Origin of the sequence: Rubripirellula reticaptiva, from assembly GCF_007860175.1 — a bacterium.
Taxonomy (GTDB): Bacteria; Planctomycetota; Planctomycetia; order Pirellulales; family Pirellulaceae; genus Rubripirellula; species Rubripirellula reticaptiva.
The window spans coordinates 1,177,474-1,194,762 of the sequence record NZ_SJPX01000001.1 but is presented as its reverse complement, the minus strand read 5'-3'; the positions used below and the strand labels follow the sequence as shown (position 1 = coordinate 1,194,762).

General features: G+C 55.2%; 10 protein-coding genes. 4 read left to right on the top strand and 6 right to left on the bottom strand.

Annotated elements, in window-relative coordinates; all coding sequences use genetic code 11:
• Positions 1-314: 314 nt before the first annotated feature.
• The 3 genes from Poly59_RS04235 to Poly59_RS04225 form a co-directional block, all read right to left on the bottom strand.
• A complete protein-coding gene (locus tag Poly59_RS04235; RefSeq protein WP_146532772.1) occupies positions 315-6,677 on the bottom strand; it encodes a hypothetical protein in 6,363 nt (2,120 codons plus the stop codon).
• A gap of 163 nt (positions 6,678-6,840) precedes the next feature.
• Complete coding sequence (locus Poly59_RS04230; protein ID WP_146532771.1) at positions 6,841-7,977, bottom strand: aminotransferase class I/II-fold pyridoxal phosphate-dependent enzyme; 1,137 nt, start codon at positions 7,975-7,977, stop codon at positions 6,841-6,843.
• A 32-nt stretch (positions 7,978-8,009) separates the two neighbouring features.
• Positions 8,010-9,218, bottom strand: coding sequence for an acyltransferase family protein (locus Poly59_RS04225; RefSeq protein ID WP_222436036.1), 1,209 nt, complete (start codon positions 9,216-9,218; stop codon positions 8,010-8,012).
• 99 nt (positions 9,219-9,317) lie between these two features.
• Here Poly59_RS04225 and Poly59_RS04220 point away from each other — a divergent pair, with 99 nt between their 5' ends.
• The 3 genes from Poly59_RS04220 to Poly59_RS04210 all read left to right on the top strand — a co-directional run bounded on the left by Poly59_RS04220 (position 9,318) and on the right by Poly59_RS04210 (position 11,938).
• A complete protein-coding gene (locus Poly59_RS04220; RefSeq protein WP_246151370.1) occupies positions 9,318-9,533 on the top strand; it encodes an RNA-binding S4 domain-containing protein in 216 nt (71 codons plus the stop codon).
• 237 nt (positions 9,534-9,770) lie between these two features.
• Positions 9,771-10,346, top strand: coding sequence for a hypothetical protein (locus Poly59_RS04215; RefSeq protein ID WP_146532770.1), 576 nt, complete (start codon positions 9,771-9,773; stop codon positions 10,344-10,346).
• A 221-nt stretch (positions 10,347-10,567) separates the two neighbouring features.
• Complete coding sequence (locus tag Poly59_RS04210; protein ID WP_146532769.1) at positions 10,568-11,938, top strand: tetratricopeptide repeat protein; 1,371 nt, start codon at positions 10,568-10,570, stop codon at positions 11,936-11,938.
• 113 nt (positions 11,939-12,051) lie between these two features.
• Here Poly59_RS04210 and rnc read toward each other — a convergent pair whose 3' ends face one another.
• The 3 genes from rnc to Poly59_RS04195 all read right to left on the bottom strand — a co-directional run bounded on the left by rnc (position 12,052) and on the right by Poly59_RS04195 (position 16,197).
• Positions 12,052-12,825, bottom strand: coding sequence for a ribonuclease III (rnc, locus tag Poly59_RS04205; RefSeq protein ID WP_146533250.1), 774 nt, complete (start codon positions 12,823-12,825; stop codon positions 12,052-12,054).
• Between the two features lie 281 nt (positions 12,826-13,106).
• On the bottom strand, positions 13,107-14,774 hold the full coding sequence (locus Poly59_RS04200; RefSeq protein WP_146532768.1) for an alkaline phosphatase: 1,668 nt from the start codon (positions 14,772-14,774) through the stop codon (positions 13,107-13,109).
• Between the two features lie 109 nt (positions 14,775-14,883).
• Positions 14,884-16,197 (bottom strand): outer membrane protein assembly factor BamB family protein, encoded by a 1,314-nt coding sequence (locus Poly59_RS04195; RefSeq protein WP_146532767.1) that lies wholly within the window; start codon positions 16,195-16,197, stop codon positions 14,884-14,886.
• Positions 16,198-16,259: 62 nt separating this feature from the next.
• Here Poly59_RS04195 and Poly59_RS04190 point away from each other — a divergent pair, with 62 nt between their 5' ends.
• On the top strand, positions 16,260-17,285 hold the full coding sequence (locus Poly59_RS04190; RefSeq protein ID WP_146532766.1) for a Gfo/Idh/MocA family protein: 1,026 nt from the start codon (positions 16,260-16,262) through the stop codon (positions 17,283-17,285).
• Positions 17,286-17,289 lie beyond the last annotated feature (4 nt).

The window sequence follows — 17,289 nt, the reverse complement described above, 5'->3', positions numbered from 1 at the left end:
TCGGATCATTCACTCATCTGTTTGAAGAATGCTCAACCGAGTTCAGCACCTTCAATCAATTTCTGTTTGGTCCCAAACGAAAATACAACCGCTTTCAGAATGCCGCTGGTTATACGTTTCATTCCAGCCGCGTTCGAGAAACTTTCGGTTGCTGCCACGCTCTCACCGCAACTTAGCGGGACAGCCCCCCCCCCCCGTCAACAAAAATGCGCCGCGATTTTTCGGAAGTTTTTGATTTTCGCAATTTGACACTATTTGCGGTTCGCTTGAGGGATCTCGGTCGGAACGGCGACGGACTCGCAGCATTAGCCGATCTACTTTCTTGGTGGTGCTACGTCGTGCAGCGTTGCCCCTTGCTCGTCGCTTAGCACCAAGATCGCGAATCTTGTTGCTCCCTTTGCATCCGCTGCACTCAGACTGGCATAGTCGAAACGTCCTCGTGCGTCGCTGTATCCGTCCTTGTAAAAGCGAACCGATCCGTCGGCATACTTCGCGTAAACCTTGACGTAGGTCGTTCCGATTGGGCGTCCGTTTCGCGAGTCGGTCACTTGCAATTGCCCCATCGCTTCAGAAACGTACGTCGTTAGGTTTCCTCCGTACGATAGCGCGGTCGAACGTGACACTCCGGAAACCACTTCGACCAAGAGTGTTTGACGCCGCATGCCTTCATCCAAGTCAACATTGGCAACTCCGTTGGTATCCTTGAAATCGATCGACTCGCTTCGCAGCGGTCGTACCATCGCCATCTTGGCCAAGTCGTCGCGAACGAAGGGTGCCTTGCTGAACAACAATTCCAAGTCGACGCCGTACAGATTCAACGTCGCCGATCGGGTTCGTCGATGATCGATCCGGACCGAGCCACCATCGACCCGCACGATTAATTCTGGCATTTCGTCCGACGCCACCGCTTGACGAGTTTGTCGATCGATCATGGCCAAGTCGCCACTGCCTTCGGCGATCACTTTGTCGCCAGCGTCGAAAGCATCCTTTGAAACGACCTCGTTCGCGGTGTCCCAACCATGAACCTGATCGAGCTGTGATTGCAGTTCTCTAAACCGAGCGGCCCAGCGGGGAATCAGATGACCTGCGTTAGCAACAGCGATCTTTTCAGCACGTGCGTGTTCGCCGCGATGCATCGCCAAGTACGCGTCCATGTAATCGTATTGCAACTTGGTCGCCACGGTCGTTCGATCAACTTTGTCGAATTCCGCGATCGATTCGGCGATGCGGTTCTGGATCAGAAGGTAATACGCTAGCGTCAGTCGTTGCTCGGGCGAGATTTCGCGAGCGTAGGCGACTGTATTTAAGAATTCGCGGTATTGAGCCAAGAATGTTGGATCCAAAATTTCATCCGATTCGCCCAGCCGATGAATGCGCGCACGAACTAGCGGCGAATACTCGAGGATCTCGTGACGGCGACGTTCAATTGGATCCACCGACAGTAGCGAACTGTCGAGCACCGGACCAACATCACGGGACAAACCATCTTGCATCGACAAAAACGTTTGGATGCCGGCTTCGTCATTGTGTTTCAGCGAAAACGCCCAAAGTTCGTCGACCATCAATCGGTTCGCAACCAGCGAGTCGGTGATCGCGCGATAGACCAATGGGTCAGACATCCGGTGTGTGACTAACGACCAATCAATTTTACGGACATTGGCATCCCTTAAGAACGTGGCTATCTTGTCCGCCGATCCGTCGCGAGCAATGGCATTCCAGTTGTTCGTGTCGCCCGAAGTCGCTTCGTCCAAAACATCAAATGTCTTCAGTTCCGTTTTGGCCACTAACGTTTCCCCGTCTGCGGCTGTTGCCGGATAGTGGGCAAACTTGCCCGCGACGGGAAAGTAAAATTCGTAGCTGATCGCGTCCACGGCGAACGGCTTTAACGTGACGACACGGCTATCAAGCGTCTTGGTGCCGGTCACGGGAATGCTGCCAGCAGGAATCTGCCACAGCACATTGAACGACTGCTGTTGGGGCGTCGGATTCGATAACACCGCTTGCCCACGATAGACCACACCAGCGACGAATTCGGTGACTTCCGCAGCATCAGAATCGTCGACACGAGTAAAACGTCCTCCGATCATGATCGAATTCGGTTGGCCATTCGCACTGAGTCGTTGAAGCCGCTTGGTCACCACCGCAACACCGTGCGCAGGTTTGAACCACGTGTCGGGTGCCGAGGGCAGATCGATTTCACCGGCCGTGATTGGCAGCCCGCAAAAAGCGAGTCCCATCAGGGCAGCATGCCGCGAATCACTGGGACGCAGCAGGTCGGCCGAAACGGAAATCTTCTCTGCCGATCCCGACGCTAAATCGGACCAAAAGCCATTCGCGTCAATCAATGATTCCGAGGCTGGCCCCGATACGGTCCGCACTCGGTCCCAGTGACTTTCGGCCCATTGCCGTGTCGAATCGAGTTCGCGGAAGAAAACGGTTGATGATCGTCCCAATCGCCGACGGCTAAGTGCCGCCCACTGATTTGCGTCCGGCAAACCCGGGACATTGCGACCAAGAGACTTCGCCGCATTTGCGCGAAGCTGTATCTGACCACCGCCGAATGCAAACTCATTCGGACCGAACGGATCGGCAGCACCTCCGCCACCCATTCCGCCGTTTACGGAACCGCCAAAGGGTTCTCCCATGGCCATATCCATCTCCACGCCCAACATGCTGTCCGATACTTCCATGTCAGATCTCGACTCCATCAACTTTTGCTGGAGCGCCGTTTCGATACCGAACCGAACCGCCGCGACGTCGACATCTTGAATCGCCACTCGCTCGCGCAGTTCCCGTTGCACGACTTCGCGAATGTCGGGAACTCTCATCGCCAGCATTGCCCGCTCGGCAGCGTTTAGCCGATTGTATTGCCACATGTTGGTGAAACCGGACAAGTCATTGCCGAGCAACCAGTGATCGACAAATTGCTTTTCCTTCTTGTTGGTTAAGTACGGTGCGATGACATCGTCGAAAAACGTGCGGTCATGCACCCACAAAAACACGTGCAGTTCGTGACTAGCCAATCGCGAATACGCATCCAACTTGGCCGCCTCGTCCAAATCGGACCAATGACCAAGTACATCGAAATCTTCCAGACGCGAATCCGATACCAACGTCTTGTAGAGATTCAGCAATGACGCGACCGAACCAATGGTTTGAACCTGAGCACTGCCGAGGCTCTGCAGGTCGATCGGCGAGTCAGGCGACGCCACCAACACTGATTGCTCCATCGAGTAGTCTGTCCCCAAGTCCAACGTTTTTGCCAAACGCAAATCACGAGTCTCGGCATCCACCAGCTGCCCCGTCACCGTCGTTTGAATCACGGTTACGGGATCGCAGACAACGATTCGTAAAATCGGCATCCCGTCGATCACGTCGGCAGGGATCGTTACCAGACCATCGGCGTCCGGTCGCAAATTGGCGACCACGATGCCGGGATCCGCCAAGAAATCAAAGTCCGACGCAACAGCCTGCGCCGCCTGTCTTGCTTGCCGTTTCGCCTTATCGAGCCCGCGACTCGCCCGCGCCGGTGCACTCGGTGGCGAGACTTCTCCTTCGGCGGCAGACTGACTTTGGCTTTGGGTTTCGTCGGTTTCCCAGGGATTCAGAATCAATCCCGGCTGCGGCAACATTACGCCTGGGAACTTAGCCGCATAGCGACGCCGAAGCACATACTGATACTCGTCACCGAGTCGCAAATCACCAACATAGCCCGCGCCGATACGACTGACACTGCGACCGGTCAGATCAGGTAGCGGCAGATGCAACATCGAACCCGACGACGCCTGATCAAAGTAACGCTTGGCATACAAGTGAACTCGGGCCAGTGCGGTTTCGCCCGACAGTTTGATTTTGATTCCGTCGGCATCACGTTGGACGTTGGCAATGGAAATCGGCTTGGTGATGTTGGTTGATCGATGTCGTGTCTGTCCGACCGCTACACCAGCAATGACCGGACCGCCAACAATCGAGATCGCAGTCAGTTCGTTGGTTCGTCGGTCAATCAAACTGAAATCGCCGGGCGGCAAATTCGTGATCGTTAGCAAACCATCGCGAATCGACAAGTGATCCGTTTCGTCGGTGCGAACCGTACGATCGTCCGCCGCCACCAAACGGAATCGAGAAGACGGTTGACCGAGTATGTCAGAGAATTCAGGCCACGAAAGTTCGATAGGGTTTCCTGCGGCGGCGAAAACTTCGCTTGGCCAAAACCGTTGCACATCATCCAGACGGTGAGTGTGCGAGATTCCACCGGAGACCGAAAACTCGATCTGATCAGCACCATCGAGTTCGCCCAATCGGACTCGGCCGTCGGGGCCGGCTTGCAATGTTTGCCGAACTGGCTGATCGCGATAGATCGTGTTGATCGAAATCCCCACGACCGCACCCGGCACGATCTCGCCGTTACGGCCACGCACTTCAATGACATAGTCGTTGTCATCACGAGTCAAGAAAGCATCATGGATGTTTCGTGTTTTCCGGATGCCGGCGATGTTCCAAGTCTGCGATGTCGAAACAGCGACCGCTTGCGCGTCCGTGACCGGATTCACGATTCCCGACAGCGTGGCAACGATGCTGGCGAGCCTTGACGGAACCGAATAGGGCACCACCAATTCGCCAGTCTGGGTGAGTTCAATCTTTTCCACTTCTTGCGTCGACGTGATTCCGTCAAGATCGGTCGACTCGATCAAAACATGTGCTTTGTCGATCATTGACGGAGCGACCAGCACGCCCGTCATCGACAATCGCGGCCGGATCAGCAATTCGGTTCGACCGCCCGATTGCAAAATCGACCGATCGAGGTGCATCGCGGCATCCAGTTCGTAGGTTTCGGCTGGATGCAAAAGCGTCACCGATTCAGCCAGCACGCCATCACTGATGATCACTTTGCGAGTTGTATCAGCGGATGCGAGCGGAACCAGAATGGTTCCCTCGGCGTCAACGTCAGCATCGGCATCTGCCTTGAATGTTTGCGAACCCATCCACACGGTTGCACCGGAGACCGGCTTGCGATTTTCGTCAATGACCGTGAACGCCATGCCATCGGCGACCGTGGTAACCACATGGTCAAGCGACCCGCGGCGGATCATGGCTCGACCGCGTACACCGTTGCCGATTAAGTCAACTACCCAGACTCCCCGTCCCGTGATTTGCGGCAATTCAATTATTTGACGGTGGCGGCGGACGGCAGGCTGGTTGAACGCTTGCTTTATTTCATGAGTCGCGACCAGACCGTCCAAGTCGATATCCGTATCCAGCGGTCCATCATGGCTACGACAATAAGCCGGCACGTTGATTTCGTAGATCCGAACTATCAGTTCATCAACATTCTTCAAGTCCACCGACAGCGAAGTCGGCGCATCGGCGTCAAAGAACATCGGGTTGGTGGGCGACAAACGCAACTCAACCGCATCCCGCAGGGATTGGCGGCGTGAACTGGCTAGCATTTTGTACCAACGTGCCTCGTCTGCGGCGCCGTACAACAGCTTTGTTTCCGCAAACACTTGTCGCAGGTAAGCCGGTTTTAAATACGCATCAAAGGCTGAGGTCGATTCGGCATCGACCAAAAAGTGTTCCAAGTGAGCTCGCAGAACATCATCTTCTTTTCCGATAGGTGGCAACAATGCCATTCCCATGTAGTCACTGCGCACGTCGGCGGGATGAGGGTTAGCGTCATTCCACTTTGAAGCGACCAATGGGCTATTGCGAGGCAACTTCAAGTAACGCAAGAACAGCTCGCGATCAAATTTTCCTCGCGTCAAATTCGCCTCCAACAAACGAAACGCCGCTGATGCTTTCAAGCTGTTGTAACTAGCCGGCAAATCTCGCACGTACGTTTCGACGCGTGTCAGATACTCAATTCGAGCTTCTGGTTGAAAGGACAGATCGACGTCGGCGCTCGGACGCAGACGAACCAAGACGGCCGACACCATGGCTTCGTCATCAGCAACGCCGGGCACTTTTAACGCCAGCGCTCGCAACTCTTCAAGAGTCAATAACTTGTGCGCTGCAAGATCACCAAATCGCTGATCGGCGAGCCGCCGACTTGTCAGTTCTTGCGAGACAAGTTCACCGAGTTTTGGAATCGATGGTGTCTTGATCTGGCCTAGCAAAACGGACAACGGGATTGTGTATCCAGCGGTCTCGCCACGTAGAAAACGGTCGGCCAAGAATGCCAGTGCAGCAGGCTTGAACTCGCCGCCTTCGGCAATGGCCTGCTGGATCAACCCCTTGGCTGCCAGCACTGATGGATTCAGCTCACTGGCGTAGCGACGCTGGTTCCGTGTTATCGGTGGCGCCGAATCAAATTTGACGCCGAGACGTTTGACCAAGTGGTCAATCGTTCGCTGCGGCGACTGTTCGTATGTCAACAAACGCTGGCGATCAACCATTGCGTTGATCGCCGCAATGGCGGGTCCTGGTGTCTTGGCAGCCCACTCGGCAAGCACGGCTTCGGCTTTTTCAAGCTGGCCAGTCGTTTGGTAGTGCAGGCAGTGATAGAAGAAATAGTCGTCGGTCCCAGGCACCAGCGTATCGATCGCGGCCTGACGATCGTCGGCGAGTGCGAATCGTTCGATCCATCCGATCGATTCGGCCTGAACGACGGTATCAAGCCAAGTCCCGCCCAAGAATGTGAACAACAATCCGGCAACGACGGACCGAGTGACATGTGCCATGACGACCACCAAAATTCAGAGAAGAGAATCGAGACGAGACCCGAATCTTCGAGTCTAGAGAGTCAAACGATCAGGATCCAAGTTTGTTAGGGAAAAAATCCCAAAGTATCGAAACCAACTTTTCTCGATCTGGCCACTCGGCGACTTCGCGACAGGCACCAGCCTAGGCGAGATGTTCGATCAGTTGACCGATTTGGGCTTCGGTGTGACTGGCCGACAACGAAACCCTGAGCCGGGCGGTACCTTCGGGAACCGTGGGCGGCCGGATGGCGGGCACGTAGAAGCCGGCGTTAGCCAACGATTTGGCAGCGGCCAGTGTGTCCCTGTCGGTACCGATGATGATCGGAACAATGGGAACGACCGATTCGATCGCCGAGGTCTCGATCGAAAGCGCGTCCCGCAATTGCGACGACCATTGCCGAACTCGCGAGCGGTGCTGGGGTTCATGGTTGATGGCATCGATTCCCGCCAGCGCGGATCTCACGGCCGATGGCGCCAGTGACGTGCTGTAAATCAGCGATCGACATTTGTTGACCAGATAGTCGATCACAACTTGGGGACCGGCGACGAAACCACCTTGACTTCCGATTGCTTTGCTGAGCGTGCCGATACGGATCGGGACACGTCCCTTCACGCCTAAGGCTTCGCACATGCCACTGCCGCCGTCTCCCATCACACCGGTCGCATGAGCCTCGTCTACGATCGGAATCGCCTCAAAACGGTCGCACAAGTCGCAGAGCTCCGGCAGCGGCGCGACAGTCCCGTCCATGCTAAAAATCGTATCGGTCACGATCCAAACTCGTTCGTACTGATTCCGTTTCTGTCGCAAAATCGACTCGACCGTGGCCATATCGCGGTGCGGATAAACCAGTCGGTCGGCGGCGGACAAACGGCAACCGTCGATCAAAGACGCGTGATTGAATTGATCACTCAGAATCAAATCGCCTGGACCGGGCAATGTCGCGACGACGCCGCTGCAGGCTGCAAACCCGCTTGGAAACAACGTCGCCGCTTCCGTCGACTCTAGCTTGGCGATGCAGTCGGCAAGGTTTTGATGATCAGCGGTCCAACCGCATACCAAACTGCTAGCGCCGCTTCCGCTGGCACAAGCACGGGCACGGATGCCGGACAATTCACGTGATGCAAGTCCCAGGTAATCGTTGCTGCCGAAGTTGATGAACGACCGACCGTCCTCGACAAACGTTGTTCCCACAGGCGACCGGGGCACAAGTCGACGCCGGCGACTGGTTTGATCCAGTGCATCGAGTTGGGTTTGAAAGTGATCGAAATGATTGGACATTAGGACTGCGAATATTGCCGATTGAACTGCACTTAGATTTTGATGAAAACACGTTTCCGATACAGCCACAGCAAAACAGAAAACATGATCACAAGCGTGGCAGCACCAATCAGTGCACCCGCATAGGAGACGCCGAAGACTTCGAAGACACCATGACCGAAATGACGCAGCAGGAAGTTGTGAATCGGTCCCTCCAACGTCCAGCTCATCACATAGATCAGTATGGAATTGGAACCGATCACGAGAAAGGGGAATGCCCAACGTTGCCATTTGCCGACGTCACAGATCACATGCAACGTCGCCAACCACGTCATGCACCACGCGCCACTATACAGTGCAAACGTGGGGGTCCAGATGCGTTTGACGTTGGGGCAAACGTCCGTCCACTGCAACAGCAGCGCCAATGAAAACCCAATCACAACTGCGGCGACAAACCGAATCAAACGGGATCGTAGTTCGAGCGGCTCCTTCAACCATGTGCCGGCGATCAAGCCAAAGATCATCGTCGCCATCGTTGGGATGAATGACAACATCGCATAACCGCCACCGGAGTGCGTGAACGGTTCTGGTCGAGGAAACCGATTCATGAACCACACATCAACCCGCCACGACAGATTGCTGTTCTTGTTCCAACGGGACGCGAATCCATCATGATGGTGGGGCCAATCGGCGGGGACTCCGACGGCAGCGTAGTCAAAATCGGCGGGTGGGGCTGGCGACAAAGCAAACGCCGCCCAAAACAGAACCAAGATCATGGCGGCCGACACATAGTGAACCCACCGCGGCGTTAGCGAGATCAGGAACACAAAGAAATACCCCAGTCCGATTTGTGTCAGCGTGTCATCGAAAGTGAAGTTGGTTTGGTCATACCCCTGTGAACGCAGCGCGATGCCCAACAAAACCAAGACGACCGACCGCCATGCGGCATGCCACAGCATCGACGCCATGGATCCGCCACGCTTGATCCGGCTAGCGATTGAAAATGGCATCGCAACGCCGACCAAGAATGTGAATCCGGGCTGAATCAAATCGTGCAGAGAACAGCCTTCCCAGGCCACATGCGTGGTATGGAACTGAATCCATTGAAACAATTTTACGTCCGGGAACCGCTCGGCCAGTCGATCCAAATGCAGAATCTCGGCCAGCATCAAAAACATCACCATTCCACGGTAAGCATCGATGCTGACCTTGCGATCGGCAACTTTGGGTGACGGATCGTCGGAGAGGTCGGATGAAGTCATGTTTCTGCAAAGAGTAGTACGGATGGTGGCAAAGCGAGTATCTTAGCGGAACTTTACTGACTGGACCGCTTCATCACATCCTGACCGAAGGCCTCTAGCTTGAACACGCCGACCGATGACAAACCCATCATTCGCCTGGATGACTACTTAAAATTTGTAGGCTTCGTGGCCACCGGCGGCGAAGCGAAGGTGCGAATCCAGGCTGGCGAAGCCAAGGTCAATGGCGAAGTCGAAACTCGCCGCCGCAAACAGTTGTCGACCGGCGACGTGGTCGAGTTCGACGGGGAAACAATCGTGGTTGAACCGATGGTCTAGAGTCGAATCGGCCAGGTGGCGACTTTGTCGGTCGTAACGGATCCCCACCAAGTCAGCCCCCCAGGAAAGTTCTGGCATCGCCGAACCGATGATGTAGCTAGCGGACAGTCCCGAAGGATTAGGTTGCCGCAGCGGATATTCTGCGGCGGTCATCTGCGTCGCTGATTCAAACGATCAATACCAAACGATAAAGGCAAGCCAACAGCTTGTTTTTAACGGCGGAAGGAACTGCCTGTTATGAGACGAACCGTCCGATTCAACCGATTTGTGTTGGCTTTCTTGGCCGTAGGCGTGACGGCAACTTCGGCGTGTGCCGATTGGCATACATTTTGGCACGACTTGAATGTCGGCTACAAACGCAATAACGCATGGCCCGAACCATTCAACGAAGCCGATGCGATGCAAGTCGCTGCCCCGTTTGAGATCATGAAACACAACGGCTGGCGAATTCACAACACGATCGGCCACGAACTTTTCCGCGAAAGCGACGGTGCGTTGTTGGCATCGGGCAACCGACGGGTCCAATGGATCGCGACGCAAGCCCCAGCACTGCATCGCGATGTGTTTGTGATGCGAGGCATGACGCCAGAAGAAACCCAGGCACGAGTTGCTTCGGTTCACCAAACGCTGGCTAGCTTGAACATCCAAGGGCCAAGACCTGCGGTTATGGTGACCGATGTCGAACCGGGTACCTCGTCCGGTGCTTGGGCGACCAAGGTCAGCCGCGAATGGTTGAACAACTTGCCAAGCCCTCAATTGCCGGCCACCAGCGCCGGGGGCAACCAATCCGTGGCAACGCCATCCGGCAACTAACGCACTGGTCATTGGCCGAAATATTCGGTTTCAACGAAGGCGGGTCCGATAAAATCGGAGCCGCCTTTTTTCGTTCAAACGCGTCACATCGACGGCACACAGATTCAAGTTCACCGCGTCATCCTGCCGATCCTCAACAACGGAACCTTTCAACTAATCAAGACAACTGTCACAGTCGCCGCTTGATTTAGCCGCGTTAGTGCCTTTTGGGGAAACATATCGTGAAACCTGCGATCAAAGCTCGCCGAGCGCTTCTTGCCTCGATCCTTGTCGGCACAACGGTTGCATCGACAGGCTGCTCGAGCGGCGGATTTCCAATGGCATCGATGAACCCATTTGCCAAATCAAGTCCGTCGACATTCGAATCGTCGACGATGGGCGAATCCGTTGCGTCGTCAGATAGCGGTGCGGGAAGCCAAGTCAAGGCGGTCGCGGTTAGCACCAAGAATGCAATCGGCAAAACAGCAACTGCGATGACAAGCGTCTTTCGACGCAAATCAGAAGAGGTTGTGGATAGTCCTGACCAAGCAGATCCGCTTCGGCTGGATAACAAGCCAGACAAGGTCAACGCAGAAGTCTTCGTTGCCAATGGTCAGCTTTGGGAATCGACAGGCGACTTTGGCAAGGCAATGGAGAGCTATACCAAAGCTCTCGAAAGCACACCAAATCATCCTCAAGCGCTCAACAACATTGCTCGACTGCACTTCACACAAGGCAACTTGCCGCAAGCGGCCAAGACATTTCAAGTCGCGATCAATCAAACTCCCAATGACGCAGGTCTGTACAACGATCTTGGTCTGACGCTCAGCAAGATGGGCAACCATGCCGGTGCGATCGAGACTTTGGAAAAATCATTGCAACTTGCACCGGGCACTTCTCGATACGCCAACAATTTGGCCACAGTCAAGTTCGAGTCCGGCGACCCTGCATCCGCGATGCAGGTATTGGCCCAGAACAACAAGCCAGCCGTCGCACACTTCAACATGGCCTACCTGCACTTCAAGAGCGGCCAGTTGCCACAGGCACGGGCACAGATTTCCGAAGCTTTGAAATTCGAATCACAAGCGGGCGGCGACGTTGCAGTGGGACGCGCTATCGAACGATCACGAGAAATGCTTGCCCAAATCGATGCCAGCAGTGGCACCGTTGCTCAGGCAGCACCACAGGCTTCGCAACAAGTGGCTCAGTACGCAGCCGCGGCACCCCAGCCCAACATTCAGCAAACCGGACGCCCTTCAAACACCGCGAACCTTGGCGTTGCAAACGTCTCGGCATCATCGTCGATTGGTCCTGCGACCGCTGCGATCACGGCGGCGCCGAAACCAACCGGCCAGGTCGAGTCCGTGGATTTAGGCGCTGAAGCTAGCACGCCATCGAAAGCGTCATGGTCACAAGCCTGGAATCCAAACTGGCAGCAAGAATCCAGTGCTCCCGCGACGACGCCAGAAACCAAGGCGATTCGCCCAACGGAGGCAACGCCTGCGGAAACCAAGCCAACGGAAGTGAAACCGGCGGCGATTCGCCCAACGATGGCGACACCATCCGCATCGACGACTGCACCGGCCAGCAGTGGATTCACGATGCCGGAGTAAACTGCGGGTTCCGGTTCAAGCGACGCGTGAAGGATCATGTCTGAACTTCAGTCCGTTGAAACCAACGGACTGAGCCGCGTGGATTTGGACTCAGTTACAGCCGAGGTAAAATTCTACTTTGCCGTTTCTTCTAAGTCTGACGAAAACGGCAAGGGGTCACCGTGCAGCTCGGCAAGCGCGTTAGCCGCGGCGTGCTGTTCAGCATCTTTTTTATTGCTGCCCCAGGCGGCGGCGAATTGGCGATCGGCGATCACCGCGGTAATCAGAAATGATTTGCGGTGATCGGGCCCTGCATCGCGAACCAGTCGATACACCGGAGTGCTGGCGAGTTCGCGTTGAGCGTACTGTTGCAGTGTCGACTTAAAATTGTTCGAGCCTTGCGATTCAACCGCGTGCCGAACTTCGTCGGCTAGCCAAACTTTTAGCCGAGGACGGACGACTTCATCTCCGCCGTCCAAATACATCGCCGCGATCACCGACTCGAACACGTCGCTTACCAAAGATCGGGGATAGCTGCGGTTACGAGTGACTCCACGGCCAACAATCAGGCACCGGTCAAACCCTAGCTCGATCGCAACCTTCCCGCACGATCGCCGACTGACAACGGCTGACTTAATTTTGGTCAAATCGCCTTCGTTGTATTCGGGGTACTCTTCGAACAGCCAAAGGCAAACCGTTAGCCCAAGTATGGCATCGCCCAAAAACTCAAGTCGCTCGTTGCTGGCCAATCGATGCACCGCACCCGAGGCATGCGTCAGAGCGGACAACAACAGGGTCGGGTCTTTGAACTGGTATCCTAGAATCTGCTGGCAAAGCGCTAGTTTGGAATCTTGGTCGGTACCGTCAATCTCGCCAGTACCGTCCACCAGGTGAATCGCTGGCGACATTGGGGGTGGTGAATCATCAGAAGCGTTCACGGTGTGACATGCGCATGCGTTTCCGAAGTGCGCCCGTAAGTTGAGAAGGATTTTCCCATCATGGGAATCGGAACCAAAGCGATTCCCGTCACACGCCGGCGATCGGATGATTCAGTTTCAGTAATCGAAGCAATCAACCAAATGAAACCCGCCCGCCGGTGAGCGACGTATCCCCTAGATTAGCACTTCGCCGGGAATCACACCAGATTCAACCGCTTCACCGATTCCGTTCTTCCGTTAGGCACCTCGAGTCACTCGGCCGGCTTAACAATTCGTTCAATGTCGTCGATGACCAGATAGTGACCATGGTCCGACGTCACAATGACCGCGGTAAAGTCCGCCGCGTTGTTTTCGTCGATCCAGTTCATCACTGATCGAAACGCAGCATCGCCACTGGCAACGGCTCCGATCGCGTTATCAAGATTGTTGGCGTGATTCGCCCAATCAACGTCACCGGCTTCGATCAGCAACCAAAAACCCTCGATCGATTGCTCCAATACCAACAATGCTGCTTCGGTCATATCGGCCAACGTGGGGTTTTCGTCGATGTCAGCTCGGGAGTACTTCTCAGTTCCCTTTGCGTCGAACGTCGGATCAAAATTGCCGTCGGCGGTTTGGAATGGCAGGTGTCCACCTTGACCCCCAAAGTACCCCAGCAGTCGCGAACCATCGTCCGCAGCCTGCTGTGCAGCCGCCATCAGGTTCTCGCGTCCCCGCTTACCCTTGGTTCGCTGAGCGACGACATAGGGTCCGCCGTGGTCAATATTGACGCGGCGCAAGTCATCCTGATGCAAATACTTGTTGCCAGTCGCAAAGTTGTCGCCTTGCGTCGAGTCCTTGTCGACGCCTTCACCCCATCCGCCACCAATCAAGACGTCGACACCCGGTAACGGCTTATTGCGGTGAGCCGAAGAAGGCAATCCGATTAGATCACGCGAGATGTCTTGATAGTCGCCACGTGCCACATTGTTAGCGTAAGCAGCCGCCGGCGTAGCGTGGCTAACCGGAACACTGGTGACGATGCCGACCATGTAATCGTCATTGGCCTGAAGCGCCCTAGCCAGCGGCTCAACTTGCGTTCCATCGATCGCCACATTGATCGAACCGTTATAGGTCTTGATGCCACTGAACAAACTGGTCGCCGACGCTGCCGAATCGGTCACTGTGTGTGGCCGTTCACGATCGAGCCCCATCAAATAGTCAAGCGCCGGCTTCTCGTTCCATGGTGCGTCACCACCGCGAGTCGAGTCAAACCCGCCGGTGGCCGGCTTGTCGCCGCTCAGCATTGTTTGCGAATTGACGTCGTACTTTGCACCACCGTTACGTGCACTTGTCACGATCAGACCAAAATCGGTTGGCATCGAACGTTCATCTTGGATCGACAACCCGGTCCCCCGACCGCTGCTATAAGCGTTGCGGTGTTGTTGGTACAGCGCGGCTGCCCGAGTGGTTTGCCAGTCCATTCCGTCGAAGACAATCATGATGATGTTTGTGAAGCCAGCATCGATCGCCGATTTTTGCAATTGATAAACGTCGGTCTGATCAAAGTAAGTTGCAGTCGAATTAACGGAACCTTCGGGAACGCTGCCGTACAAATTTTCAAGCCGAGCAGGGTCTGCGTAGGCACTGCCTTCGGCACGCAGCGAATCAAGCGTGATGCCGAAGGTATAGACGGGGATCAAACGATTACTGTGATTCAACCAAGTGCTAAAGCGATCCGCTTGATTGCCCCAGTGGCCCCAACTCGCTTGCTGTTCGCGCACTGCATTCGATTGCATCTCACGTAGGTAGTCAGCAGTGTTGACCTGGGCTTCTTGTTCCGCTTGTTTTGGCTTTTCGCTAACCGTTGTTTCCTGGCCATGTAAATCTGCAGCATAAAACACAAGGTACATAACGGTTAAAGAAGCAACGCGAATCATGATGTCCGGCCGGTAGAAAAAGTGAGAGGGATTCGATCGTGGCAGGCCAGAAATCGATTCTGGAGTATCGAGATATTAACTGCCGAATGAGCTCTAGGTGAAACGCTGGCTAGTTTTGCGAAACTCGGCCCGCAGCCACTAAATACTCTTGTCTGTCGCGACCTGTACCTACGCCCGTTCGCAAGTACAAACGGCCATCGACGGCGACGGGCGTGGCAAATATCGAGTCGCCAGTTTGATTTTCGGCGATCGGTTCAAATCGGTCGGGCGATGCTTTGATTACAAAAACCTCGCCCGCTTCGCTAGCGATGTAAATGTGATTTCCCACCAAGGTTGGCGATGCGCTAATGCCACCGCCGAACAACCTTCGCTTCCACATTTCTTTTCCGTCGACTGTTCGCCAACAATACATGACGCCGGTGTCGGCAACCGCAAAGACGTAGTTCGAAATCGCCAACAACGATTGCTCGTAACACTTGACGCCGTTGCTCCACAGCTCTGCTTTGGATCCATCTCCGCTGACACACCAAGTACCGGACACTGGATTGCCGCCGCTAACGATGACACGTCGGTCATCCCAAACTGCCGTACCGCAAATGGCTTCGGTGGTCGTGTCGATGGACCACAGCACTTTTCCCGTCAGCGAATCATAGGCGGCAAACATCCCGGCACCGGCCAACAAGATTTGCCGTTGTCCGGTAATGGTCGCAGCGATCGGCGACGCGAAGTTCAGGTTGCTGGGCCGACTGACTTTCCATACTTGCTTGCCAGTGCGACAGTCCAGCCCGTACAGGCCGCTGTCGGGGCCATCGTACTCGGCGGCGACAATCACCAATCCATCTTCAACCAAGGGACTGGCGCCATACCCGAACTGGAACAGTCGCGGCTTAAACTCGGCGACGCGTCGTTGCCAAACGATGTTTCCCGACGTGGTTACTTTTGACAACCAAATCGCGTCGTCGGTGTGGAAAGTAACGAACAGATGTTCGCCGTCGAAAGCTGGTGTTGGCGACGCGTAGGAATTGTGATTGTGGATGTCGGCCGGCAAAGTGCCTCGGTGCAGCACCCATTGGTTGACGATGCGACCGCTTTGTCGATCAAACTTGATCAGCGACTGAGTCTGCTTGTCGGCTTCGGCAGTCGTCAAAAAAATACCTTCGTCGAGAACCAGCGGCGTGGAATGGCCTCGGCCCGGAATGGCGGTTTTCCAAGCGATGCCGTCGCCGGTTGTGAAATTCCATTTCAGCGGTGCTTCGGTCCCCGCGGCGGCGTGATTGTTGCCGTCGCTGCCGCGCCACTGAGTCCAGGTATCGGCCGTGACCGATGTGGCTTCGATCAACATTCCGATCGAAATTACGACAGCAGCCGAAGTGGCTGACCGGAGAGACCGTCGAATAGCTGGTAAGCTGGTGCGTCGAAACATCTTAGACTTTCGATTTTGAATAGAAAAGCAACTCAGTTCCCCAAACCCGAAAAGTAAGCAACATGCGAGCAGGAATTGTCGGCGTCGGCTTCATGGGCTGGATCCACTATCTAGCTTATCAACGAAGTCCAAACGCCGAAGTGGTCGCGTTTTGTTCCAGCAATCCAGCCAAGCGCGCAGGGGACTGGACATCGATCCAAGGCAACTTTGGTCCGCCAGGCGAAAAAATCGACGTTTCGTCGATCAACGTTTACGAAACCATCGAAGGAATGCTGACGGACGAATCGATCGACATGATCGACATTTGCTTGCCGCCGGCCATGCATGCCGAAGCCATCGACGCCTGTGTGCGCAGCGGAAAACGATGTCTGTGCGAAAAACCGCTGGCGCTTGATGCGACCACTGCGACCCGGTTGGCTACCGATTCGGGCAGCGGGAACTTGGCGGTCGCGCACATTTTGCCGCTAATGCCTGAGTTCAAAATCTTGGTCGACGCAGCCGAAGACGGACGCTACGGCAAACCGACCGCCGGCCGATTCAAACGAACGATTGGCCCGCCAGACTGGATTCCCGATTTTTACGACGCCGCAAAAGTGGGTGGACCGTTGGTCGATTTGCACGTTCACGACGCGCACTTGATTCGATTGCTATTCGGGATGCCCAAGTCCGCCACGACGGCGAGCCAGCGGCGGTGCGGTGTGCCAAAGTTTTATGAAACGGTTTTTGATTTCGGTAACGACGAGACGGTCGTTTCGGCCGGCGGTGGCGTGATCGATTCATCCGCCCGAGGCTTCACGCACGGTTACGAAGTCAGTTTTGAAAACGCAACGATTCAATTCGAATTCGCTGGTTACGCGGACGGTTCGACCGCGCTGATCCCCGTCACTATCATGCACAACGACGGACGCGTCGAACGTCCCGAGTTTGGTGATGGTGATCCAGTCGACGCGTTCGTTCACGAAATCAACGCGGTCGCGAAATGGATCGACGAGGGCGTTGTATCACCGTTCTTGGATCCGCGGATCGCCGCCGACGCGCTGGCGATCTGTGAAATGCAGATGCCAAAACGCGACTTGAATACTATGTGACCGG

Bases quoted from the DNA above. Each gene is read 5' to 3' on its own strand.
- Poly59_RS04235 (WP_146532772.1), bottom strand. From the start codon at position 6,677: ATGGCACATGTCACTCGGTCCGTCGTTGCCGGATTGTTGTTCACATTC.
- Poly59_RS04230 (WP_146532771.1), bottom strand. From the start codon at position 7,977: ATGTCCAATCATTTCGATCACTTTCAAACCCAACTCGATGCACTGGAT.
- Poly59_RS04225 (WP_222436036.1), bottom strand. From the start codon at position 9,218: ATGACTTCATCCGACCTCTCCGACGATCCGTCACCCAAAGTTGCCGAT.
- Poly59_RS04215 (WP_146532770.1), top strand. From the start codon at position 9,771: ATGAGACGAACCGTCCGATTCAACCGATTTGTGTTGGCTTTCTTGGCC.
- rnc (WP_146533250.1), bottom strand. From the start codon at position 12,825: ATGTCGCCAGCGATTCACCTGGTGGACGGTACTGGCGAGATTGACGGT.
- Poly59_RS04200 (WP_146532768.1), bottom strand. From the start codon at position 14,774: ATGATTCGCGTTGCTTCTTTAACCGTTATGTACCTTGTGTTTTATGCT.
- Poly59_RS04195 (WP_146532767.1), bottom strand. From the start codon at position 16,197: ATGTTTCGACGCACCAGCTTACCAGCTATTCGACGGTCTCTCCGGTCA.
- Poly59_RS04190 (WP_146532766.1), top strand. From the start codon at position 16,260: ATGCGAGCAGGAATTGTCGGCGTCGGCTTCATGGGCTGGATCCACTAT.